General features: G+C 67.1%; 21 protein-coding genes and 1 pseudogene. 15 read left to right on the plus strand and 7 right to left on the minus strand.

Annotated features, from left to right (window positions below; all coding sequences use genetic code 11):
• Window positions 1-3 precede the first annotated feature (3 nt).
• Window positions 4-2,514 (plus strand): penicillin-binding protein 1A, encoded by a 2,511-nt coding sequence (locus ACSHZY_RS07000; protein WP_435167338.1) that lies wholly within the window; start codon window positions 4-6, stop codon window positions 2,512-2,514.
• A 69-nt stretch (window positions 2,515-2,583) separates the two neighbouring features.
• Window positions 2,584-3,708, plus strand: a complete 1,125-nt coding sequence (gene prfB, locus ACSHZY_RS07005) for a peptide chain release factor 2 (protein WP_435167867.1) — start codon at window positions 2,584-2,586, stop codon at window positions 3,706-3,708.
• Between the two features lie 81 nt (window positions 3,709-3,789).
• On the opposite strand, the pseudogene ACSHZY_RS07010 reads toward prfB, so the two are convergent.
• The 4 genes and pseudogenes from ACSHZY_RS07010 to ACSHZY_RS07025 form a co-directional block, all read right to left on the minus strand.
• Window positions 3,790-3,930: pseudogene (locus tag ACSHZY_RS07010) on the minus strand (bacteriocin immunity protein); the annotation flags it as partial.
• A gap of 225 nt (window positions 3,931-4,155) precedes the next feature.
• Window positions 4,156-4,656, minus strand: a complete 501-nt coding sequence (locus ACSHZY_RS07015) for a bactofilin family protein (protein WP_435167341.1) — start codon at window positions 4,654-4,656, stop codon at window positions 4,156-4,158.
• Window positions 4,646-5,962 (minus strand): DUF5930 domain-containing protein, encoded by a 1,317-nt coding sequence (locus ACSHZY_RS07020; protein WP_435167344.1) that lies wholly within the window; start codon window positions 5,960-5,962, stop codon window positions 4,646-4,648. The genes ACSHZY_RS07015 and ACSHZY_RS07020 overlap by 11 nt, the downstream gene beginning before the upstream one ends.
• Window positions 5,963-6,166: 204 nt before the next feature.
• Window positions 6,167-6,610: a peroxiredoxin gene (locus ACSHZY_RS07025; RefSeq protein WP_435167346.1), complete on the minus strand. Its 444-nt coding sequence runs from the start codon at window positions 6,608-6,610 to the stop codon at window positions 6,167-6,169.
• 78 nt (window positions 6,611-6,688) lie between these two features.
• Here ACSHZY_RS07025 and ACSHZY_RS07030 point away from each other — a divergent pair, with 78 nt between their 5' ends.
• The 5 genes from ACSHZY_RS07030 to lpdA are packed head-to-tail and all read left to right on the plus strand — an operon-like array spanning window position 6,689 to window position 14,304.
• Window positions 6,689-9,937: an AsmA-like C-terminal region-containing protein gene (locus ACSHZY_RS07030; RefSeq protein WP_435167349.1), complete on the plus strand. Its 3,249-nt coding sequence runs from the start codon at window positions 6,689-6,691 to the stop codon at window positions 9,935-9,937.
• The gene (gene queA, locus ACSHZY_RS07035; RefSeq protein ID WP_435167351.1) at window positions 9,934-10,977 is read left to right on the plus strand and encodes a tRNA preQ1(34) S-adenosylmethionine ribosyltransferase-isomerase QueA; all 1,044 of its coding nucleotides are present in this window, start codon (window positions 9,934-9,936) and stop codon (window positions 10,975-10,977) included. Before ACSHZY_RS07030 ends, queA begins: the two co-directional genes overlap by 4 nt.
• Window positions 10,978-10,984: 7 nt before the next feature.
• Complete coding sequence (locus ACSHZY_RS07040; RefSeq protein WP_435167354.1) at window positions 10,985-12,241, plus strand: MFS transporter; 1,257 nt, start codon at window positions 10,985-10,987, stop codon at window positions 12,239-12,241.
• A gap of 49 nt (window positions 12,242-12,290) precedes the next feature.
• Window positions 12,291-12,887, plus strand: coding sequence for a DUF924 family protein (locus tag ACSHZY_RS07045; protein ID WP_435167357.1), 597 nt, complete (start codon window positions 12,291-12,293; stop codon window positions 12,885-12,887).
• Between the two features lie 37 nt (window positions 12,888-12,924).
• Window positions 12,925-14,304, plus strand: coding sequence for a dihydrolipoyl dehydrogenase (gene lpdA, locus ACSHZY_RS07050; RefSeq protein WP_435167360.1), 1,380 nt, complete (start codon window positions 12,925-12,927; stop codon window positions 14,302-14,304).
• Between the two features lie 34 nt (window positions 14,305-14,338).
• Here lpdA and ACSHZY_RS07055 read toward each other — a convergent pair whose 3' ends face one another.
• From ACSHZY_RS07055 to glmU, 3 genes are read right to left on the minus strand one after another with little or no spacing between them, the layout of a single operon-like run.
• Window positions 14,339-15,004 carry a DNA alkylation repair protein gene (locus tag ACSHZY_RS07055; RefSeq protein ID WP_435167363.1) on the minus strand — a complete coding sequence of 222 codons (666 nt, stop codon included), beginning with the start codon at window positions 15,002-15,004 and terminating at the stop codon, window positions 14,339-14,341.
• Window positions 15,001-16,809 carry a glutamine--fructose-6-phosphate transaminase (isomerizing) gene (glmS, locus tag ACSHZY_RS07060; protein ID WP_435167366.1) on the minus strand — a complete coding sequence of 603 codons (1,809 nt, stop codon included), beginning with the start codon at window positions 16,807-16,809 and terminating at the stop codon, window positions 15,001-15,003. Before glmS ends, ACSHZY_RS07055 begins: the two co-directional genes overlap by 4 nt.
• 3 nt (window positions 16,810-16,812) lie before the next feature.
• On the minus strand, window positions 16,813-18,156 hold the full coding sequence (glmU, locus tag ACSHZY_RS07065; protein WP_435167368.1) for a bifunctional UDP-N-acetylglucosamine diphosphorylase/glucosamine-1-phosphate N-acetyltransferase GlmU: 1,344 nt from the start codon (window positions 18,154-18,156) through the stop codon (window positions 16,813-16,815).
• A 93-nt stretch (window positions 18,157-18,249) separates the two neighbouring features.
• Here glmU and ACSHZY_RS07070 point away from each other — a divergent pair, with 93 nt between their 5' ends.
• From ACSHZY_RS07070 to ACSHZY_RS07105, 8 genes are all read left to right on the plus strand, one after another.
• Entirely contained in the window at window positions 18,250-18,906 is a 657-nt protein-coding gene (locus ACSHZY_RS07070; RefSeq protein ID WP_435167370.1) for an HAD-IA family hydrolase, read from the plus strand.
• A 201-nt stretch (window positions 18,907-19,107) separates the two neighbouring features.
• On the plus strand, window positions 19,108-19,473 hold the full coding sequence (locus tag ACSHZY_RS07075) for an NADH-quinone oxidoreductase subunit A (RefSeq protein WP_435167373.1): 366 nt from the start codon (window positions 19,108-19,110) through the stop codon (window positions 19,471-19,473).
• Window positions 19,464-19,997, plus strand: a complete 534-nt coding sequence (locus tag ACSHZY_RS07080; protein WP_435167376.1) for a NuoB/complex I 20 kDa subunit family protein — start codon at window positions 19,464-19,466, stop codon at window positions 19,995-19,997. Before ACSHZY_RS07075 ends, ACSHZY_RS07080 begins: the two co-directional genes overlap by 10 nt.
• Before the next feature lie 12 nt (window positions 19,998-20,009).
• Window positions 20,010-20,612, plus strand: a complete 603-nt coding sequence (locus ACSHZY_RS07085; RefSeq protein WP_435167379.1) for an NADH-quinone oxidoreductase subunit C — start codon at window positions 20,010-20,012, stop codon at window positions 20,610-20,612.
• The gene (locus ACSHZY_RS07090; RefSeq protein WP_435167382.1) at window positions 20,609-21,442 is read left to right on the plus strand and encodes a sulfotransferase; all 834 of its coding nucleotides are present in this window, start codon (window positions 20,609-20,611) and stop codon (window positions 21,440-21,442) included. The genes ACSHZY_RS07085 and ACSHZY_RS07090 overlap by 4 nt, the downstream gene beginning before the upstream one ends.
• A 1-nt stretch (window position 21,443) precedes the next feature.
• Entirely contained in the window at window positions 21,444-22,664 is a 1,221-nt protein-coding gene (locus tag ACSHZY_RS07095; protein WP_435167384.1) for an NADH-quinone oxidoreductase subunit D, read from the plus strand.
• Entirely contained in the window at window positions 22,664-23,575 is a 912-nt protein-coding gene (gene nuoE, locus ACSHZY_RS07100; RefSeq protein WP_435167387.1) for an NADH-quinone oxidoreductase subunit NuoE, read from the plus strand. The genes ACSHZY_RS07095 and nuoE overlap by 1 nt, the downstream gene beginning before the upstream one ends.
• Window positions 23,572-23,793: a DUF5337 family protein gene (locus tag ACSHZY_RS07105; protein WP_435167389.1), complete on the plus strand. Its 222-nt coding sequence runs from the start codon at window positions 23,572-23,574 to the stop codon at window positions 23,791-23,793. Before nuoE ends, ACSHZY_RS07105 begins: the two co-directional genes overlap by 4 nt.

The following is a 23,793-nucleotide window of genomic DNA, read 5'->3' on the forward strand; positions in this document are numbered from 1 at the left end:
CCATTGTTCAGGTTCATCGGTTCCGTCCTGGGGGCCATCTTCACGCTGATCACGTTGGCCGCCATCTTCGGCGCGCTGACGATCGCGACCATCTTCTGGATGTATTCGCGCGATCTGCCCAGTCATGACAGCCTGGCCCAGTACACCCCGCCCACCATCAGCCGCATCTACAACGGCGAAGGGTCGGTGATCGACGAGTTCGCGCAGGAACGCCGCATCTTCGTCCCGGCCGAGGAGATCCCCGATCTCGTGAAGCACGCCTTCATCTCGGCCGAGGACAAGAACTACTACATCCATCACGGCTATGACCCGCGCGGCATGGTTGCCGCCGCGGTCGAGGCCGTGAAATCCGGCGGCAAGAACGTGCGTGGTGCATCCACCATCACGCAGCAGGTGGCCAAGAACTTCCTTCTGTCGTCGGACCGGACGGCGGAACGGAAGATCAAGGAGATCATCCTTGCAACGCGCCTCGATGCCGCGCTGTCCAAGGACAAGGTCCTTGAGCTGTACCTGAACGAGATCTTCCTCGGCCGGAACTCCTACGGGGTGGCGGCGGCGGCGCAGACCTATTTCAACAAGGCGCTGTCGGACCTGACGCCGGCGGAAGCGGCCTTCCTCGCCTCCATGCCGCAGGCGCCCAGCCTGTCGCCCGTGGCCGACAAGGAGCATCTGACGAACCGCCGCAACTATGTCCTGCGCGAGATGAAGGACAACGGCTATATCGACGAGGCGACGATGACCGCCTCTGCTGCGGAGCCGCTGCGATCCGTGCAGAACGGCGATTACGAACCCTATCGCGAAACGCTGCCGCCGCGCAGCTATTTCACCGACGAGATCCGCCGCCAGCTGAGCCAGGAATTCGGGCAGGAGCAGTTCTTCGGCGGTGGCCTGACCATCCGCGCGACCGTGGATCCCGAATTGCAGGCGCTGGCCGCCGAGGCGCTGCGCGAAGGGCTGGAAAAGCTGGACCGCAGCAACGGCGTCTGGCGCGGCACCCGCGTGACCCTTCCCGCCGACGTTCTGGAAAGCGAGGACTCGTGGCGCCCCGCGCTGGCGCAGGCCGACGTGCCGCGCGACATCCCCGAATGGAACGTGGCCGTGGTGCTGGAGGCGGGGTCTTCCGCCACCCTAGGCATTCAGGGTGAAACCGCCACCGGCACCGTACCGGCCAGTGACGTCACCTGGGCGCGCAAGCTGGACGCCAATGGCAAGCTGGGGCCACGAGCCGACGGGGCCTCGGACCTTGTGGCGCCGGGCGACGTGGTTCTGGTGAAGCGGACGGGCGACGGCTGGTCCCTGCGGCAGGTGCCCGAGGTGCAGGGCGGCTTCATGGCGATGGACGTGAACACCGGGCGCGTTCTGGCCATGCAGGGCGGCTATTCCTATCAGGACAGCAGCTTCAACCGCGCCACGCAGGCGCAGCGGCAGCCGGGTTCGTCCTTCAAGCCCTTTGTCTATGCCGCAGCACTTGACCGGGGCATGACGCCCGCCACGACGGTGGTTGACGCCCCGATCGAGCTGAACACCCCGCAAGGGCTGTGGACGCCCAAGAACTCCTCGGGGAAATGGCTGGGACCCGCGCCGATGCGCATGGGAATCGAGCAGTCGCGCAACCTGATGACGGTGCGCCTGGCCCAGACGGTGGGCATGGACACCGTCGCACAATACGCCGAACGCTTCGGCGTCTATGACCCGATGCGCCAGTTCCTCGCGAACTCCCTCGGGGCGCAGGAAACGACTCTGATGAAGATGATCACGGCCTATGCGATGTTCGCCAATGGCGGCAAACGGGTGGAGCCGACGCTGGTGGACCGGGTGCAGGACCGTTTCGGCCGCACCATCTACCGCCACGACCAGCGCAACTGCGTGAACTGCGGGCTCGCCTCCCTGCCCAGCGGCGCTGCCCCGCAGATCGAGGGGCAGAGCGAGCAGGTGCTGGACCCGATCACCGATTACCAGCTGGTGTCGATGATGCGCGGGGTGGTGCAGCGCGGATCGGCCACGGGCGTGAACCTGCCGGTGCCCGTCGCGGGCAAGACCGGCACGACCAACGACGCCAAGGACGTGTGGTTCATCGGCTTCACCTCCAACATCGTGGCGGGGTGCTACATGGGCTATGACCAGCCGCGGTCGCTGGGCCGGTCGGCCTATGGCGGGACGCTGTGCGTGCCCGTGTTTCAGGCCTTCATGGAAAAGGCCGTGCAGCGCTTCGGCGGGACCGAATTCAAGGTGCCCCCGGGTGGTTACTTCCAGAAGGTGGACCGCTTCTCGGGGGCGCCGGTGGGGCCGGACGCGTCGGGGCCGAACGTGATTTCGGAATACTTCCGCGATGGCGTGATCCCGCAATGGGGCAGCGCGGTCGATGGCGGCTTTGCCATGGGCGCGAACCTTCCCCTGTTCGCCCCGGGAGAGACGGACGACACGCAGACGGTCACCACCTCCACCGGCCAGCAGCGGGTCATTCCGAAGAACAACGCCGATTTCGGCACCCTCAGTTCGGGCGGCCTCTACTAGGCCGCCCCGCTTGCCGTGACACGATCCAGCGGGTATGACCGCGAACCGAACCAACCCCCGAGGATGACGATGCGCACCGAGATCCAGCACCACGCCGAGACGATCCGCAAGACGCTGGGACTGCTGGCGCAACGGATGGACCGCGAAACGGCCCCGCACCGGCTGGAGGAGTTCAACGCCATGATCGAGGCGGGGGACATCTGGAACGATCCTGACAAGGCGCAGAAGCTGATGCGCGAACGTCAGGCGCTGATGGACCAGATCTCCACCTACGACCTGATCGAGGCGGGGCTGCGCGACAACGTCGAACTGATCGAGCTGGGCGAGGCCGAGGGCGACGAGGAGATCGTCACCGAGGCCGAGAACGCGATCCGCGAGCTGGTGACGCTGGCCCGTGCGAAGGAGCTGGAAGCCTTGCTGGACGGCGAGGCCGACGGCAATGACACCTTCCTTGAGGTGAACGCGGGCGCGGGCGGCACCGAAAGCTGCGACTGGGCGTCCATGCTGGCGCGCATGTATGTCCGCTGGGCCGAGAAGAAGGGCTACAAGGTCGAGACGCAGTCCCTGTCCGAGGGCGAGGAGGCGGGGATCAAGTCCGTATCCTACAAGATCTCGGGCAAGAACGCCTATGGCTGGCTGAAGTCGGAATCGGGCGTGCACCGGCTGGTCCGCATCTCGCCCTACGACTCGGCGGCGCGGCGGCACACGTCGTTTTCGTCCGTCTGGGTGTATCCGGTCGTGGACGACAACATCGAGATCGAGATCCCCGATCGCGACATCCGCATCGACACCTACCGGTCCTCGGGCGCGGGCGGGCAGCACGTGAACACCACCGACTCCGCCGTGCGGATCACCCACCTGCCGACAGGCATCGTGGTGACGTCCTCCGAGAAGTCGCAGCACCAGAACCGCGCCAACTGCATGGCCGCGCTGAAGTCGCGCCTGTACCAGATGGAGCTGGACCGCCGGAACGCCGCGATCAACGCGCAGCATGAATCCAAGGGTGATGCGGGTTGGGGCAACCAGATCCGGTCCTACGTCCTTCAACCCTACCAGATGGTGAAGGACCTGCGGACGAGCGTGGAAACCTCCGACACCCAGGGCGTGCTGAACGGCGATCTGGACCTGTTCATGGCGGCAACGCTGGCGCAGGACGTGGCGGGCAAGAGCCGGGCCGAAGCGAACGCGGAGTAGGGTCCCTCACAGGGCGGAGAGGGCACCCGATGCCCGACCCGAAGGCAGGGTGGCGCGCAGCCCTTGGGAGTTCCGGCGACGTCAGGCGTCCCGGAAACCGGGTAGGCCGTTCTCACGGCGAAAGGTTTCGACCTCCTCGACCATGGCATCTTCGGAATCCCGGCCCGGTTGGGGGTAGAAAAGGATGTCCCGGCCTCGGGATCCGGTTTCACCAACCTGTCGAAATGTGCGATTTACCGACTGTCCTCGGCCTCCGTACGGCCCGTCGGATCACCGAGTGCGATCACGACGTCCAGGAACTCCTGACGCGTGAACTCCACGATGCTCGTCTTCATGAAATAGTTGATGCCCATTGCGGATCCTTCCCCGGCGCGGTGGCATCTTCGCGCCGCTGCCTTGCCGGAAGGTGAACGCCGCCAGCAAAAAGCGCCCCGGGGGGCGCTTTGGTCAGGCTTGCGTGTCGACGGCAGGCTTGGGCGGCGCCACCTGCGGCTGAGGCTGAGGCGGGGAGATCGCCTTCTTGCCCTGCTGCAGCGGATCGTCCTGACGCTGGACGGATCCTTCGAAATGGGCGCCCGATTCGATCGCGATCGTCTTGTGGATGATGTCGCCTTCCACGCGCGCGGTGGAGGTCAGGCGCACTTTCAAACCACGCACGCGGCCGATGACGCGGCCGTTCACGACGATGTCGTCGGCCACGATCTCGCCCCGGATGGTGGCGCTTTCGCCGACCGTCAGCAGATGGGCGCGGATGTCGCCTTCGACCGTGCCTTCGACCTGAATGTCACCGGTCGTTTTCAGGTTGCCGACCACCGTCAGGTCGGACGACAGCACTGACGGCGACGCTTTCCCGCGGGGGGCGGCGGTGTCGGACTTCGTCTCGGTCCAGCTTTGGGCATCACCCTCGTGCTTGGGACCCGGCTCATTCACTCTGCTCTTAGAAAACATCTCTTCCCGCCTTGATGAAGGTCATGGGGTTCACAACCTTGTCGCCGACACGCACTTCGTAATGAAGGTGGCTGCCGGTCGACCGGCCTGTCGATCCCATATCACCGATCAGGTCGCCGCGCGACACCTTATCGCCGACTTTGACCCGAATCTTGGACAGGTGGCCATAGCGGGTTTCGATGCCGAAATCATGGCGGATCTCGATCATGTTGCCGTAACCGCTGACGACACCGGCGCGGATCACGACGCCGTCCCCGGGTGCCAGGATGGGCGTGCCCACGGGGGCCGCCATGTCGACACCGGCGTGGAAGCGGCGCCCGCGGCCCTTCGGATCGTTGCGGTATCCGAAGGGGGAGGAGTAGCGGAAGCGGGCCTCCACCGGCATGGCCAGGGGCACATGCGTGGCGGCGATGCGGTACATGTTCATCCGCTCCAGCCCGTCGAGGATGGCGTTGGCGCGATTTTCTTCGGAGGAGGTGCGGCCGTTCATGGTCGAGAGGCTCACCGGCTCCAGCGGGCCTCCCTGACCGCCGTAACCCCGGCGTACCTGGCGCAGCAGGTCGTCGGTGTTCAGGCCGGCGGCGCGGAACATCTTGTCCAGCGGTTCCATGGACATCTGCACGGCGTCTTCCAGCTGGCTGAAGATCGCGTCATTGCGGGCTTCCAGCGCGGCCTTGGCGGTCTGGATCTCTTCCGTCTCGGCGCCGGCCTGCTGGGCGGTCCGTTCCAGCTCGTCGCGTTCCCGGGCGATGTCGTCCAGCGCGGCCGTCATCATCTGAAGCGTGTCCGTCGCCTCGGTCCCGCCGTCCTGATCGTTCAGCGAGGCGATCATGCGCTGTGCCTCGGCGCGGGCTTCGTCGCGTTCGGACAGCGTCTTGCGCAGCGTGTCCTGAACGGCGGCCAGGCCGCTTTCCAGTTCGCGGCGACGATCCTCGGCCTCCAGAAGACGGGACTGCATCTCCGACACCTCGTTCAACGCGAGGGAGAAACGCTGCTGCGCGGTCGCCGCTTCCTCGGCCCGGGTGTCACGGTCCGAGGAGATCGTGTTCAGACGATCCTCGTACAGTGCCTGTTGCCGTGCCGTCGCCACCTTGCCCGGGCCCGTGGCCATGCCGTCCATGAACACCATGGCCGAGGCGACCATCACCCATCCCACCAGCGCCACGCTGCCCGTCAGGGCGGCCAGCTGCGTCGCGGGGCGGATGCGCACGAAACGCGTGTTGGTGTCGGACTTCAAGTAAAGGCGCTGCTCGGGCAGCCAGTGTTCCAGCGACGTGTTGAGCCGGTAGGAGATGCGTTTCAGCACGATGTCTCGGTTCCTTAGTTGCCCGGACCGGGCGCCGCGTGATCCTGAACGATCAATGCGGTGCGCGACGGATGATCCTGCCTGACCCTCGCCAGATCCTGTCCGCTGACTGAATAAGACCAAGGGCGATGGGGGGGCAACCAATTTGGAAACTTGTCAGGATCGGGTGGCGGAACCCCGCCCATTTCGGCGAAATCCCGCCGATCAAACGGCCTGCGCGGCGGCCAGAACGGCCTCGGCGTGGCCCGCGACCTTGACCTTGCGCCATTCCTGCAGGATCCGCCCTTCGGCATCGATCAGGAAGGTCGACCGTTCGATCCCCATGCTTTTCTTGCCATAGAGGGTCTTTTCGACCCAGACGTCATAGGCCTCGGTCACCTCTCCGGTGTCGGAGGCAAGGGTGATCCCCAGCCCGTGTTTCGTGCAGAACTTCTGGTGCGAGGCGAGGGTGTCGCGCGAAATCCCGATGACCCTCGTGCCCGCCGCCGCGAACTCCGCCGCCAGCCGGTCGAAGTCGAGCGCTTCCAGCGTGCAGCCGGGCGTGTCGTCGCGGGGATAGAAATACAGCACGACCTTGCCGCCCATCTTCGACAGCGTGATTTCGCCGTCGGTGGAGGGAAGGGTGAAATCCGGGGCTTGGCGGGTCATGGCCTCTCCTGCATCTATGTCCTGTTGTGTTTTGCCGCGGATCGGGGCAAGCGCAAGATCAAAGGCATCGGGGTAGGCGTGGCAGGCAGGCGGGGACAGGCGTGGCGGATCGTGGCATGGGTGGCCGTGCCCGTGGTCGGCCTGCCGCTGGCAGTGGCCGGGTTTCTTGCGCTGTCGGGCCAGCCGCTTCCCTTGCCGCGTGCGGTGCTGGATTTGGCACAGACCCAGATCGACCTGACGCTGCGCCGCGCCGGAACGGTGGGCACGCGGGTGCAGGTGGGGGGCGTGTCCATCGCCTTGGACCGTGCGTTCCGCCCGCGGATCGAGATCAGCGACATCCGCGTGTCGGACCGTGGCGGCAGCCCGATGATGGTGCTGCCCGCCGCGCGCGTGACGTTCAACCACCCGACCCTGGCCGAACCGCTGCCCGCCGCGCGGGCGATCACCCTGGACGGCGCCCGCCTGAACGTGCGCCGTCGCGAGGATGGCAGCTTCGATCTGGCCTTCGGCGTCGCGGCCTCGGAGTCCCCGATCCAAAGCTACGCGCAGGCGCTGGACGAGATCCGCCGCATCCTGACGCTTCCCGTGGCCGAGGCCTTGCGCTTCATCGACGTGCGCAACGTGGGGGTCACCATCGACGACGCCCGCGCCGGCCGCGTGTGGGAACTGGCCGACGGGACGCTGACGTTGCGCCGGCCCGAGAACGTCCTTCAGGCGGAGCTGTCGGCCGATGTGGACGGAACCTCCACCGGGCGCGTGGGCATCGGCCTTGCCGTCGATCCCGCCAGCGGCACCACCGCGATCAAGGTGCGGGTGGACGGCGTCGCCGCGCCCGACATCGCCGCGCAGGCGGCCCCGCTGGCCCCCCTGAACGTCCTGCGGGCCGAGGTGGCGGGCACCATGGCGGCCTCGGTCGACGGCGAGGGGACGCTGACCGGCTTTGACGCCGCGCTGGATCTGGGCCCCGGCGCCCTTGCCCCGCGCGAGGGTATGGAGCCAATCCCCTTCGACAGCGCCGCCATGGCGCTGGCCTATGATCCCGCCGCGCGCACCGTGACGCTGAACCGGCTGAACGTGCAGGGGCCGATGCTGCGGGTGACGGCCGATGGCAAGGCCTATCTGCGCGACCTGAAGGCCGGCATCCCCGAAACGATCCTGGGGCAGCTGCGCTTTCAGGACATCGCGGTGGACCTGAAGGGCCAGTTCATCGAGCCGGTCCGCTTCTCCTCGGGGATGCTGGACGCGCGGCTGCGTCTGGACCCCTTCACGGTGGAGATCGGGCAGCTGGCGCTTGTGGAAGGCGACCGCATCCTGCGCGGCCATGGCCGTGTCAGCGCGGATGAAGGCGGCTGGCGGCTGTCCTTCGATCCCAGCCTGAACCGCATCCGGCGCGACCAGCTTCTGGCGCTGTGGCCCGTGCGGCTGGTGCCGCGCACCCGCGAATGGCTGGACGAGAACGTGCTGGAAGGCGATCTGCGCAACGTCCGCGCCGCCATCCGCATCGCCCCGGGGCAGGAACCGCGGGTGTCCCTGAACTATGGCTTCCAGGGCGGCGACGTGCGGTTCCTGCGCACCCTGCCGCCGATCGAGGGCGGGGAGGGCTACGCCTCCATCCACGCGGAACGCTACGCGATGAAGCTGGCGCGGGGCCATGTCACGCCGCCCCTGGGCGGCCCGGTGACGGCCGACGGCTCGACGCTGGTGGTGCCCGACCTGCGCGACCGGCCGATCCACGTGAACATCAACCTGAAGACCGACAGCAGCGTGACCGCCGCCTTGTCGCTGCTGGACGAGCCTCCGTTCCGGTTCCTGTCGCGGGCAGGGCGGTCGCCCGACATCGGCACCGGTCGCGCGCAGGTGCAGACGCTTCTGACCGTGCCCGTGGTGCCGGATCTGGACCCGGACGACGTGGGATTCGACGTGCAGGGGCGGATCACCGATTTCACATCCAGCACGCTGATCGAGGGGAAGCACCTGACCGCCCCCGAACTGCGCCTGACGGCCAACCCCGACGCCCTGACCGTGGGCGGGGAGGGGGAGCTGGAAACCGTGCCCTTCCGCGCGACCTATCGCTTGCCGCTGAAGGGCGGCACGCCCACCGTGGACGGAACCGCCACCCTGTCGCAGGGGGCGGTGGACGCCTTCCGCATCGGGTTGCCGAAGGGCCTGATTTCGGGTCGGGCACCGGGGACGTTCCATGTGGACCTGCCGAAGGGCGGCGCGCCGGAACTGCATCTGACGTCGGACCTGAAAGGCATCGGGGCGGGGCTGGCGGCCATTGGCTGGTCCAAGCCCGCCAACGCCACCGGCGCGCTGGAGGTGCAGGCCACGCTGGGCGACGTGCCCGAGGTGCACCGCCTGCATGTCGAAGGCGGCGGGCTGGACGCGACGGGCGCGGTGCGGCTGACGGCCGAGGGCGGATTACGGGATGTGCGCCTGTCCCGCGTGCGGCTGAACGGTTGGCTGGACGCGCCCGTGGTGCTGACGGCCCGGGCGGGGCAGACGACGCCCGCCGTGGCCGTGACGGGCGGGACGGTGGACCTGCGCAGGTTGGACCTTGGGGATGGGGGCGGCGAGGGCGACGGCGACAGCGGCAACACCCCGATCGACGCCCGTCTTGACACGTTGCGGGTGACCGACACGCTGACCCTGACCGACATGGACGGCACCTTTGCCACGGCCGGCGGCTTCCAGGGCCGCTTCACCGGCCGCGTCAACGGCGGCACCCCGGTCAGCGGCGATGTGGGGCCGGCCGCCCACGGCACCGCCGTACATCTGGTGTCGCAGGATGCGGGCGGCGTGCTGCAATCGGCAGGCATCTTTTCAAAGGCCGCGGGCGGCGCCGTCGACCTGCGCCTGACGCCGCGGGCGGCCAAGGGCGAATATGACGGGCAGGCGGTGGCGCAGGGGATGCGGATCAACGACCTTCCTCTGGCTGCCGGCGTGGTGAACGCCTTGTCCGGTATCGGGGCGGCGGACCAGTTGGCCAATGGCGGCATCCTCTTCGATCAGGCCACCGCGGCCTTCCGCCTGACCCCCGACGCGATCGAGGTGCATCGCGGCGAGGCGACCAGCCCCTCCCTTGGCGTGACGGCCGAAGGGGTGTACCGCATGGCCGACCAACGGTTCTTCCTTCAGGGCGTCGTGTCGCCGGTCTGGTTCCTGAACGGCGCCGGCTCCCACGACGGGGAGGGGGTGTTCGGCGCGGCCTACACCCTGCGCGGCACCGTCGACGACCCCGAGATCGGGGTGAACCCCCTGACCCTTCTGGCCCCCGGCGCGATGCGCGACCTGTTCCGGGGCCCCGCACCAAGGCTTGCCGAATGAAACTGTCCGATTTCGACTTCCACCTGCCCGAGGAGCTGATCGCCACCCGTCCGGCCAAGCCCCGCACGTCGGCGCGCCTGCTGCTGGCCGAAGGCGACACGATCCGCGACCGGCATGTCCGCGATCTAGTTGAAATCTTCCAACCCGGCGACCGGCTGGTTCTGAACAACACCAAGGTCATCCCGGCGCGCCTGACCGGCACGCGCACCCGTCCGACCGGGCAGGGCGATGCGGTGGCGAAGATCGAGGTGACGCTGCTGGAGCCCGGCGCCCAGGGCTGGCGCGCCTTTGCCAAGCCACTGCGCAAGCTGGCCGAAGGGGAGGTGATCCGCTTTTCCGACCGCCTGTCCGCCACCGTCGCCGCCAAGACGGAAACGGAGGTGGTGCTGGCCTTCGACACCGACGATTTCGACGCGGCGCTGGCCGAGGCGGGGGCGATGCCGCTGCCGCCCTACATCGCCGCGAAACGCGCGCCCGACGCGCAGGACAACGACGATTACCAGACCGTCTTCGCCCGCCATTCCGGCGCCGTGGCGGCCCCGACCGCCAGCCTGCACTTCGACGCCCCCCTGCTGGAGGCCCTGCGCGCCAAGGGCGTCACCTTCACCGAGGTGACGCTGCATGTGGGCGCGGGCACCTTCCTGCCCGTGAAGGTGGAGGATGTGACCACCCACAAGATGCACGCCGAATGGGGCGAGGTGACGGAAGAGGCCGCGAGCGAGGTCAACGCCACCCGCGCGGCCGGCGGGCGGGTGATCCCGGTCGGCACCACCGCCCTGCGCCTGATCGAAAGCGCGGCGGCCTCCGGCACGCTTCAGCCGTGGCGGGGGGAAACGGACATCTTCATCTATCCCGGCTACCGCTTCCAGGTGACGGACGCGCTGATGACGAACTTCCATCTGCCGAAATCCACCCTGCTGATGCTGGTGTCGGCCCTGATGGGCGAGGATACCGTGCGCCGCATCTATGGTCATGCCGTGGCCGAAGGCTATCGTTTCTTCTCCTACGGGGACGCGTCCCTGCTGATCCCTGCCCGCTGAGGTGCCCATGCTGTCCGTCCTGACCTCCACCTGGCCGCTTCTGGTCGGTGTTCTGCTGTTGCTGGTGGGCAATGGCCTGCAAAGCTCGCTTTTGGGCATCCGCGGCGGGATCGAGGGGTTTTCCACCCTTCAGATGTCGGTCGTGATGGCCTGCTACTACCTCGGCTTCGTGTTCGGGTCGCGCGCGGTGCCCGAGATGATCCAGCGGGTGGGGCATGTGCGGGTCTTCGCGGCGCTGGGCTCCATCATCTCGGCGGTGCTGGTGTGCTTTCCGGTGCTGCCGGACTGGATGCTGTGGTCGCTGATGCGGGTGGCCATCGGGTTCAGCTTCTCGGGCGTCTACATCGCGGCGGAAAGCTGGCTGAACAACACCTCCACCAACGAAACGCGGGGCCAGGCCCTGTCGCTTTACATGATTGTGCAGATGCTGGGGATCATCACCTCGCAGCTGCTGCTGAACGTCGGGGATCCGGCGGGCTTTGCCATGTTCGTGCTGCCCTCGGTGCTGGTGTCCGTGTCGTTCCTGCCGATCCTGCTGACCGTGACGCAGGCCCCCACGTTCGAGACGACGGAACGTCTGCCCTTCCGCCGCCTGTATGAAGTATCGCCGCTGGGGGTGGTCGGCATGTTCCTGTCGGGCGGGATCTTTTCGGCGATGTTCGGGATGGCCTCCGTCTGGGGCACGATCGTCGGCCTCAGCGTGGCCGAAATCTCCCTCTTCATCGGGTCGATGTATCTGGGCGGGCTGATCTTCCAGTATCCGATCGGCTGGCTGTCGGACCGGATGGACCGGCGGCTGGTGATCTGCGTCGTCTCGGCCTTCGGGGCGGTGGCGATGCTGGTCACGACCTTTCTGCCCATCACCATTTGGGTGCTGGTGCCGGCCGCCATGCTGCTGGGCGGGGTCGCGAACCCGCTTTACGCGCTGCTGATCGCCCACACGAACGACTTCCTTGCCAAGGAGCAGATGGCGGGCGCCAGCGCGGGCCTTTTGCTGATGAACGGGCTTGGCGCGTCGACCGGGCCGCTGATCACGGGCTGGATGATGAACAAAATCGGCCCGCAGGGGTTCTTCGTGTTCATCCTGACGCTGATGACCTGCATCGCCGCCTATGCCGCCTATCGGATGACCCAGCGCAACGCCCCCAACCCCGAGGAGACGGGGACGTTCGCGGCCATGGCCCCCATGGCGGCCCCCGTGGCCGTCGGCGTCCTGATGGAGGAGGCGGGGCAGGACACTGCCGCGACGGTGGAACCGCGCTAGGTTGCCACGCAAGCCCCGCTCTGTCACCCTGAGCCGAGGAGGAGAAACCATGGACGATCCGCAAAGCGTGCTCGAATTCTGGCTGGACGAAGTGTCGCCCGACTTCTGGTATGTCGCCGATCCGGAACTGGATCTGGAGATCCGGGAAAGGTTCGGGGACCTGTGGGAAGCCGCCTTGCAGGGCGGGCTGGAACATTGGGTCACGGGACCGGCGGGAACGCTGGCCTATCTTCTGGTGTGCGACCAGTTTTCCCGCAACCTGTGGCGGGGCAAGGCGCGGGCCTTCGCGACCGACGGGCAGGCGCGGGCCGCCGCGCGGCGGGCCTTGGACCACGGCTGGGACATGGGCGCGCCCGAGCCGGAACGGCAGTTCTTCTACCTGCCGTTCGAACATTCGGAATATCCCGACGACCAGTCGCTGTCGGTCCACCTGTTCCGCGAACGGATGCCCGAAACGGGGGCCGACAACCTTTTGCACGCCGAGGCACATCAGGCGATCATCCACAAGTTCGGCCGGTTCCCCGACCGGAACGCAGCCCTCGGCCGGGAAAACACGCCCGAGGAGCAGGCCTTTCTGGACGACGGGGGCTATGCCGGCTTCGTCGAACGGTTCCGCACAACCCCCGCGTTGCGCGTCGCGGACTGATGGTTTAATATTAAACCAGTTTTCATCGGAGAGTCAGATGGCCGACAATTTCGACATGATCGTGATCGGCGCGGGACCTGGCGGCTATGTGGCTGCCATCCGCGGCGCCCAGCTGGGCCTGAAGGTCGCGATCATCGAGCGTGAGAATCTGGGCGGGATCTGCCTGAACTGGGGCTGCATTCCCACGAAGGCGCTTCTGCGCTCGGCCGAGGTGTTCCACCTGATGCACCGCGCCAAGGAGTTCGGACTGAAGGCTGACGGGCTGGACTTCGATCTGGACGCGGTGGTCAAACGTTCGCGCGGGGTGTCGAAGCAGCTGTCCTCGGGCATCGGGCACCTGATGAAGAAGAACAAGATCACCGTTGTGATGGGCGAGGCGAAACTGGCCGGCAAGGGCAAGGTCCTTGTGGACGGCAAGGAGCTGACCGCGAAGAATATCGTCCTGGCCACCGGCGCCCGCGCCCGCACCCTTCCGGGGCTGGAAGCGGACGGCGATCTGGTCTGGACCTATCGCCACGCGCTGGAACCGAAACGGATGCCGAAAAAGCTGCTCGTCATCGGGTCGGGCGCCATCGGGATCGAATTCGCGTCCTTCTTCAACACCATGGGCGCCGACACGACCGTGGTGGAGGTGATGGACCGCGTCCTGCCGGTGGAGGATGCCGAGGTGTCCGCCTTTGCCAAGAAGGCGTTCGAGAAGCAGGGGATGAAGATCCTTGAAAAGACGACCGTGAAGAAGCTGGACAAGGCGAACGGCAAGGTCACGGCCTATCTGGAAGCCGGCGGCAAGACCACGACGCAGGAATTCGACACCGTCATCTCGGCCGTGGGCATCGTCGGCAATGTCGAGGGGCTGGGGCTGGAAGAGTTGGGCGTCAAGATCGAGCGGACGCATGTGCTGGTGGACGAATATTGCCGCACGGGCGTTGAGGGGCTCTATGCCATCGGCGACATCGCAGGCGCGCCCTGGCTGGCGCACAAGGCCAGCCATGAAGGCGTGATGGTCGCCGAACTGATCGCGGGCAAGCATGCCCACCCGATCAAGCCGGGCACGATCGCGGGCTGCACCTATTGCTCGCCCCAGGTGGCGTCGGTTGGCCTGACCGAGGCGCGCGCGAAAGAGGCGGGTTACGAGGTGCGGGTCGGCAAATTCCCGTTCATCGGCAACGGCAAGGCCATCGCGTTGGGAGAGGCCGAAGGCTTCGTGAAAACCGTCTTCGACGCCAAGACGGGCGAGTTGCTGGGTGCCCACATGATCGGGGCCGAGGTGACGGAGCTGATCCAGGGCTATGTCATCGGCCGGACGCTGGAAACGACCGAGGAAGACCTGATGAACACCGTCTTCCCGCACCCCACGTTGTCCGAGATGATGCACGAATCTGTGCTGGACGCCTACGGCCGCGCGATCCACTTCTGAAATCAGAAAGGCGCCCCGCGGGGCGCCTTTTGCGTTATACAGCCTTGGCCACGTCCTTGCGGGTGAAACCGCGCATCACCTCGCCATGTTCGGCCAGGAAGGCGCGCACCCGTTCGGGATCGTGCTTGGCCAGATCCCGCAGCCAGGTGGCGATGGCCTTCTGCACATGCCAGTCGCGGTCGGCCAGCAGGTCCACCATCCAGTCCAGCACCTCTTCCCTTGCGTCCTGCTCCTCGGGCTTGGTGTTGTTCTTCTTGGCCATGGGGTTCGTGGCGATCAGCGCGCTGCGGCGGGCCCAGGGGTTTTCGGAGGGCAGCCACTGCGCCACCTCCTCCAGCCGGGCCAGATCGGCCATGACGCGCTTTTCGGCGGCCTTGCCCACGGCGTCGGCGATGGCCCAGTTGTCCAGCTGCCCGATCCAGTCCTGCACCAGCCGCCACGCGGCCTCGTCCGGGCGCAGGCGGGCTTGCAGCAGCAGGCGGGCGGCGGCGATCCGCGCCTCGTGCACGTTGCTGTGCCAAAGGGAGCCGGCAAGGGCGACCCGCTCCTCCACCGACAGTTCGGCCCGCCATTCGGCCACCAGCGCGTCGATCGCGGGAAGAGGGGTGCCGAGGTATTCGCGGTCCGTTTCGTGCCGGGCGGCGGCTTCGGCGGCGCGGTCGGGGCTGCCTGCGGCGCGCAAGGCGTCCAGCGGGGTCATTCGACCGTCACCGATTTGGCAAGATTGCGCGGTTGATCCACATCGGTCCCTTTCGCGACGGCCGTGTGATAGGCCAGAAGTTGCGCGGGAATGGCATAAACCAGCGGGGCCAGCAAGGCGGGGACGTCCGGCATCCGCAAGGTGCGCCAGCAATCCTCCCCCGCCTCGCGCAGCCCCGTCTCGTCCGAGATGAGGAGGACGCGGCCGTGGCGGGCCATCACCTCCTGCATGTTGGACACGGTCTTTTCAAACAGCGCGTCGCGCGGGGCCAGCACGATCACCGGCACATGCGCGTCGATCAGGGCGATGGGGCCGTGTTTCAACTCGCCCGAGGCGTAGCCCTCGGCGTGGATGTAGCTCAGCTCCTTCATCTTCAGCGCGCCTTCGAGGGCGAGCGGGTAGATCGGGCCGCGGCCGAGGAACAGGATGTCCTGCGCTTCGGCCAGGCGGTCGGCCAGCGCGGCGATGGGATCGGCCACGGTCAGGGTCTGGTTCATCAGGCCGGGCAGGGTGGCCAGATCGGCCAGATGCGCGGACAAGGCCGCGTCGTCTATCCGCCCCCGGTCATGCGCGGCCTTCAGCGCCATCAGCAGAAGCACCAGAAGCTGGCACGAGAACGCCTTGGTGGAGGCGACGCCCACCTCCACCCCCGCGAGGATGGGCAGGGCCACGTCCACGTCCCGCGCGATGGAGGAGGTGGCGACGTTCACCACGGCCACCGTTTTCCCCACCTGACCCGAGGCGTGGCGCAGGGCGGCCAGCGTGTCGGCCGTTTCGCCCGACTGGCTGACGAAGACGGCCCATTGGCGGTCCGTCAGGACGGGATCGCGGTAGCGGAACTCCGACGCGATGTCGATCTCGACGGGCAGGCGGGCGATCTGTTCGAACCAGTATTTCGCGACATGGCAGGCGTAATGGGCGGTGCCGCAGGCGACCAGCGTCAGGCGGTCCATGTCGGAAAAGTCCAGCGGCACCTGAAGCTGCCCGTCGCGGACGTAATGGGTCAGCGCGTCGGCGAGGACGGCGGGTTGCTCCGCGATCTCCTTCGCCATGAAGTGCCGGAAGCCCCCCTTGTCGATCTGGGTCGCCCCCACCTCTATCCGGGCCAGCGCGCGGTTGGCGTGGCGGCCGGCGGCGTCCGTGATCTCGGCCCCCGCGCGGGTCAGGACGACGCGGTCGCCTTCCTCCAGATAGGTGATGCGGTTGGTGAAGGGCGCCAGCGCGATCGCGTCGGAGCCGAGAAACATCTCCCCATCCCCATGACCCACTGCGAGGGGGGAGCCCTTGCGCGCGCCGATCATCAGGTCATCCTCGCCGTCAAACAGGAAGGCGAGGGCGAAGGCCCCGTGCAGCCGGTCCACCGTGGCGAAGGCCGCGTCGCGGGGGGCGGCGCCGCGGTCCATGGCGCGGGCGGCCAGAAGGGCCACGACCTCGGTGTCGGTCTGGCTGGTCGTGGTGTAGCCGTCGGCGGCCAGCTCCTCGCGCAACTCGCGGAAGTTCTCCACGATGCCGTTGTGCACGACGGCGACGCGGCCCGCCTTGTGGGGGTGGGCGTTGTCCACCGTCGCCGCGCCGTGCGTGGCCCAGCGGGTGTGGCCGATCCCGGACTTGCCGCGCAGCGGATCGTGCACCAGCAGGTCCGACAGGTTCACCAGCTTGCCCACCGCGCGGCGGCGGTCCAGCGCCGTGCCGTCCACCGTGGCGATCCCGGCGGAATCATAGCCGCGATATTCCAGCCGCTTCAGCGCCTCCACCAGCTGGGGGGCGACTTCGTTCTTTCCAAGAATGCCAATGATTCCGCACATCTGTCAGACTTTCTTCTTCTTGGACAGGAACAGGTCCATCAGGCGGACGGCCATGCCGGGCTTGGTCACCTGACGGGCACGTCCGATGGCCAGCGCCTCCGCCGGCACATCCTCGGTGATGACGGACCCCGATCCGGTCATGGCGTCGCGGCCCACGGTGACGGGCGCGACCAGCATGGTGTTCGACCCGATGAAGACGCGGGGGCCGATTTCCGTGTGGTGCTTGTTCACGCCGTCATAGTTGCAGGTGATGGTGCCCGCGCCGATGTTCGTCTTCTCGCCCACATGGGCGTCGCCCAGATAGGTCAGGTGGCCGACCTTCACGCCTTCGTCCAGCACGGCGTTCTTGATCTCGACGAAGTTGCCGACATGCACATCCTCGGCCAGTTCGGCGCCGGGGCGCAGGCGGGCGAAGGGGCCGACCGTGGCCCCGCGCGAGATGTGGCACCCTTCCAGATGGCAGAAGGCCCGCACCTCGGCCCCGCTTTCGATCGTGACGCGGGGGCCGAAGACCACGTTCGGCCCGATCACCGCGTCGCGGCCGATCACCGTGTCCAGCGCCAGGAAGACGGTTTCGGGCGCGGTCAGGGTCACGCCATTCTCCAGCGCCTCGGCCCGGGCGCGGGCCTGGAAGGCGGCCTCGGCCTGGCTGAGTTCGGCGCGGGTGTTGATGCCCAGCGTCTCGGCCTCGTCGCAGATGACGACGCCGGCGGTCAGGCCGCGTTCGCGGGCGATCTGCACGATGTCGGTCAGGTAGTATTCGCCCGACGCGTTGTCGTTGCCGACCGCCGCGACCAGATCCAGCAGGACCGAGGTCTGGGCGCAGATCACGCCCGAATTGCACAGGGTTATGGCGCGTTCTTCGGCAGTCGCGTCCTTGTATTCGACGATCCGCTCCAACGCCTCACCTTGCGTGACAAGGCGGCCGTAGCGGCCCGGCCCTTCGTGCCGGAAGCCGAGGACGACAACGGCGTGGCGGGCGCGGGCGGCCTGCATCGCTTCCAGCGTTTCCGCCCGGATGAAGGGGGTGTCGCCATACAGCACGACCGCGTCGCCCGATTGGCCGGTCAGAAGGCCCGCCGCCTGCCGGACCGCATGGCCGGTGCCCAGCTGTTCGGCTTGCAGCACGACCTCCACATCCGGGTCATAAACGCGGGCGGCCTTTTCGACCTCCGCCGCGCCGTGGCCCGCCACGATGACGGTGCGGACCGGGTCCAGCGCGCGGCCCGCCTGCATCGCGTGATGCAGCATCGGGGCCCCCGCCAGTGGGTGCAGCACCTTCGGCAGATCCGAATTCATGCGCGAGCCGAGCCCCGCGGCAAGGATGATAAGCGATGTGCCGGCCATGTGTCCCTCTGGTCTTCTTGTGCGGGTGGTTTTACCCCTTGGGCAGATCGCCGCAAGGGGCGGACCGGTCACACTCTCTTTCCGGAGGTTTCAATGCGCACGGTGGTCTTCGATCTGGACGGGACGCTGGCCGACACGGCGGCGGATCTCCTCGCCTCGGCCAATGCGTGTTTCCGCGCGCTGGGGCATGGCGATCCGCTGGTGATGGCCACGGATTCCGGGACCGCCTTGCGCGGGGGGCGGCCGATGCTGCGGCTGGGCTTTGAACGTGTGGGCATCGACTGGACCGAGGTGGACGTCGAGGACCAGTATCCGCTGCTGCTGGACTATTACGGGCAGGCGATCGCGGTGCACACGAAGCTTTATCCCGGCGCGGCCGAGGCGGTGGAGCAGTTGCGCCGCGACGGCCATGCCACGGCCATCTGCACCAACAAGCCGGAAGGGTTGGCCGAGACGCTTTTGACGACGCTGGGTGTTCGTGATCTGTTCGGGTCGCTGATCGGGGCCGACACCTTGTCTGAACGCAAACCGCACCCATCTCCGTACCTTGAAGCGGTCCGGCGGGTCGGTGGGACGACCTCGATGCTGGTGGGCGACACCGAGACGGATTTCCTGACCGCGCGGGCGGCCGGTGTGCCTGTCGCGCTCGTCACCTTCGGGCCCGAGGGGCGGGGGGTGGAGCGGCTGGAACCCGACGCCCTGCTGGAATCCTATGCCGACCTTGGGCGGGTTGTCGCCTCGCTGATCTGATCTCCCGCGACTCGTGCGGTATGCCATGGCATTCGAAGGCATGCACGGGTTGCGAATATTTTGAACCTGTTGCTGTCATATCCTTGTTTTATTGATGTTGCGGCCGGCGGGGTTCGGTTGACCGGACGCCTGTGCAAGGATACATGGAGGGCAGCAACTTTTCGCGCGCGCCGCAAAGGCCGCAGGCCGAAGGAGCCACTCGTGGACGGACTTCTCCGAGAGTATTTTCCGCTCGTCGTCTTTCTTGTCATTGTCGTGGCGTTGGGCCTGGTCATGATCCTGGCGGCGCTGCTGCTGGCCGTACGCAATCCCGATCCCGAAAAGGTGTCGGCCTACGAATGCGGCTTCAACGCCTTCGACGACGCGCGCATGAAGTTCGACGTCCGCTTCTATCTGGTGTCGATCCTGTTCATCATCTTCGACCTGGAGGTGGCGTTCCTGTTCCCCTGGGCCGTGGCCTTCGGCGGCATCTCCATGATGGCGTTCTGGTCGATGATGGTCTTCCTGGGCGTGCTGACCGTCGGCTTCATCTATGAATGGAAGAAGGGGGCACTCGAATGGGCCTGAGCACCGGAGCCAACAGCGCCGGCGGCGACCGCGAGGTGGCCACCCAGTCGCTGAACCGCGAATTGCAGGACAAGGGCTTCCTGCTGACCTCCACCGAAGATGTGATCAACTGGGCACGCACCGGCTCGCTGCACTGGATGACCTTCGGTCTGGCCTGCTGCGCGGTGGAGATGATGCAGACCTCCATGCCGCGTTACGACGTGGAACGGTTCGGCATCGCGCCCCGCGCCTCGCCGCGGCAGTCGGACCTGATGATCGTGGCCGGCACGCTGACCAACAAGATGGCCCCCGCGCTGCGCAAGGTCTACGACCAGATGCCGGAGCCGCGCTACGTCATCTCAATGGGAAGCTGCGCCAATGGCGGCGGCTATTACCATTACAGCTATTCGGTGGTGCGCGGCGTGGACCGCATCGTGCCGGTAGACATCTACGTTCCCGGCTGCCCCCCCACGGCCGAGGCGTTGCTTTATGGCCTTCTGCAGCTTCAGCGGAAGATCCGCCGAACCGGCACCCTGACCCGGTAAGGAGGAGCCACGATGAACGAAGCCCTCGAAGACCTCGCCCTGACGATCGAAGCCCGTGCCGGTGGCGCGGTGCTGGACCGGTCCATCAGCTTTGGCGTGCTGAGCCTGGATGTCACGCTGGACGGTCTGGTGCGCCTGGCCGAGCAGCTGAAGCAGGACCCGGCGCTGCGCTTTGGCGTGCTGACCGACATCACCGCCGTGGACTACCCCGAGCGGCCGAAGCGGTTCGACATGGTGTATCACTTCCTGTCGATGCACCAGAACCAGCGCGTCCGCCTGAAGATCGCCATCGACGAGGAGGAGATGGTCCCCTCGCTGACCTCCGTCTTCCCCGTCGCCAACTGGTACGAGCGGGAGGTGTTCGACATGTTCGGCATCCTCTTCTCCGGCCATCCGGACCTGCGGCGCCTTTTGACGGATTACGGCTTCCGCGGTCATCCGCTGCGCAAGGACTTCCCCACCAGCGGCTACACCGAGGTGCGGTATGACGAGGTGCAGAAGCGCGTCGTCTACGAACCCGTGCGGCTGACGCAGGAATACCGGCAGTTCGATTTCATGAGCCCGTGGGAAGGGGCCAACTACATCCTTCCGGGCGACGACAAGGCGAAACCGTGACGCAAGCGCCGACACTTGTTCTGGGCATGGGGGCCGCCAAGGCCGGAACCAGCTGGTTGTTCGACCAGCTGGCCGGTCATCGCGACTGCCACCTGCGCGGAATCAAGGAACTGCATTACTTCACCACCGCGCTGGACGGCCGGTGGTCGTCGCAGGTGCGGCGGATCGAGGAACGGGTGGCGCGGTCCGAAGGGCCGCTGCGCGCCGACCTGTCGGACTGGCTGGCGGTGCTGCGTCAGGGACGGCTGAACCTGCGCGCCTATGGGGGATACCTGTGCAAGGGGCGGGACGGTCAGAAGATCGTGGCCGATTTCACCCCGGCTTACGGCCTTCTGCCGCAGCGGGCGCTGTCGCGGCTGGCCCGCCTGCCGGACGTGAAGATGATCTATCTGCTGCGCGACCCGGTGGAACGGTTGTGGAGCAATGTGCGCATGGAAGCCGCGCGCACCGCGCGCTGGCCGGGAACCGTGGGCGTTCTGGCCCGCCGCGCGATGGAAAAGGCGCTGGCCGGTCGTGGCCCGTCCTGGACGCGCAGCGACTATGCCGGCGCGCTGGGCCGGCTGGATCGCGCGATCGGGCCCGACCGTCTGCACGTGATGTTCTACGAGGAGATGACGCAGCCGCAGGCTTTGGCCCGGCTGGCGGCGTTTCTGGGAATTGGCCCCCTGTCGGTGAACGCCGGCCAGCGGGTGAATGGCGGGGTGGCCGTGTGGCTGCCGTCGTCGATGCGGGTGCGGGCCGGGATGGCGCTGCGTCCGCAATACGAATATGTCCGGCAGCGCTTCGGGCGGGTGCCCGCCGCGTGGCACGGCAGCATGGTGGGGGTCTGACATGATGGACGGCGCGAACGAGCTTCATGGCGGCGGCCAGACGGCCGAGCAGAAGATCCGCAATTTCAACCTGAACTTCGGCCCGCAGCACCCTGCGGCGCACGGCGTGCTGCGCCTTGTGCTGGAGCTGGACGGCGAGATCGTGGAGCGTTGCGACCCGCATGTGGGCCTGCTGCACCGCGGCACCGAAAAGCTGATGGAAAGCCGGACCTATCTGCAGAACCTGCCGTATTTCGACCGGCTGGACTATGTGTCCCCCCTGAACCAGGAACACGCCTGGTGCCTTGCGATCGAGGCGCTGACGGGCACGGTCGTGCCGCGGCGCGCGTCGCTGCTGCGGGTGCTGTTCGCCGAGCTGGGCCGGTTGCTGAACCACTTGATGAACGTCGGAACGGGCGGGATGGACGTGGGCGCGCTGACCGCCCCGCTCTGGACCTTCGTCCCGCGCGAGGAGTTGATGGTGTTCTATGAGCGGGCCAGCGGCGCGCGCCTGCACGCGGCCTATTTCCGGCCCGGCGGCGTGCACCAGGACGTCCCGCCCGACCTGATCGACGACATCGAGGCGTGGTGCGAGACATTCCCCGCCGTGCTGGACCGTTTGCACGACCTGATCACGGAAAACCGCATCTTCAAGCAGCGGACCGTGGACATCGCCATCGTGTCGCAGCAGCAGGTGATGGACTGGTCGATGTCGGGGGTGATGGCCCGCGCCTCCGGCCTTGCCTGGGACCTGCGCCGTTCGCAGCCTTACGAATGCTATGACGAGTTCGACTTCCAGATCCCGGTCGGCAAGAACGGCGACTGCTACGACCGCTATCTGTGCCGCATGGCCGAGATGGTGGAGTCGGTGAAGATCGTGAAGCAGTGCTGCACCAAGCTGCGGGACACCCCCGGCGACGTGCTGGCGCGCGGCAAGATCACGCCGCCAAAGCGGGCCGACATGAAACGGTCGATGGAGTCGCTGATCCATCACTTCAAGCTTTATACCGAGGGCTTCCACGTTCCGGCCGGAGAGATCTATTGCGCGGTGGAGGCACCGAAGGGCGAGTTCGGCGTGTATCTGGTTTCGGACGGGACGAACAAACCCTATCGCTGCAAGATCCGCGCCCCGGGCTTCCCGCATCTTCAGGCGATGGATATGCTGGCCAAGGGCCACCAGCTGGCCGACGTCGCGGCCATCATCGCCACCATGGACATCGTTTTCGGAGAGGTCGACCGCTGATGCTGCGCCGTCTGCACACTGAACAGCCCGCCAGCTTCGCCTTCACCCCGGCGAACCTTGCCTGGGCCCGTGGCCAGATCACCAAGTACCCCGAAGGCCGCCAGGCCTCGGCCGTCATTCCGCTGCTGTTCCGCGCGCAGGAGCAGGAGGGCTGGCTGACGCGTCCGGCGATCGAATACGTGGCCGACATGCTGGACATGCCGCGCATCCGTGTGCTGGAGGTGGCGACCTTCTACTTCATGTTCCAGCTGTCGCCCGTGGGCACGGTGGCGCATATCCAGATCTGCGGCACCACCACCTGCATGATCTGCGGGGCCGAGGATCTGATCGCCGTCTGCAAGGAAAAGATCGCGCCGAACCCCCATCAGGTGTCGGCCGACGGCCGCTTCTCGTGGGAGGAGGTGGAATGCCTGGGCGCCTGTTCGAACGCGCCGATGGCCCAGATCGGCAAGGACAACTATGAAGACCTCACGCCCGAGGTGCTGCGCGACCTGATCGACCGGTTCGCGGGGGGAGAGGTTCCGTTGCCCGGCCCGCAGAACGGCCGCTACGGGGCCGAGGCCAAGGGTGGCCCGACCGCGCTGGTGGAGGGGAACGAGAACCGCGCCCCTTACAACTGGTCCGTCCAGCGCGCGAAGGACATCGGCGACACGATCAAGCGCATCGACGGCACCGAAGTGCCGCTGCGCACCCCGTGGCAGAAGGCTCCCGAGGTGGACGAGGCTCCGATCCAGGGCGAACCGACGCTGAGCGGCGGGCATCCGATCGACGACACCGGCCTGACGCTGGAGGAATCGTCCGAGAAGTCGGCCGCGCGCATGGATGACAGGGGCACGGCCCCCGGCGGCACCGCCACGGCGGAGCCTGGGCAGCAAGTGAACGAAGACGCCCCGAAGAAGGGTGATGCATGATGGACACCCGTCCGAGCCTTGCCGAGGATCTGGCCGCACGCCGTGCGGCGCTGATCCTTGCCGGGACGGCGCTGACCTGGCTGCTTTTGCAGTGGGTGGGCCGGGCGCTTGGCTGGTCGCCCGCACTGATGCTGGTGTTCGATCTGCTGGCGCTGGCGGGTTTCATCTGGGGGGCGGTGCTGACCGTCCGCATCTGGCGCAAGCGCCGGAAGGAGTGA

The sequence above is a fragment of the Falsirhodobacter sp. 1013 genome (assembly GCF_051195255.1).
In the GTDB taxonomy this organism is placed as follows: Bacteria; Pseudomonadota; Alphaproteobacteria; order Rhodobacterales; family Rhodobacteraceae; genus Falsirhodobacter.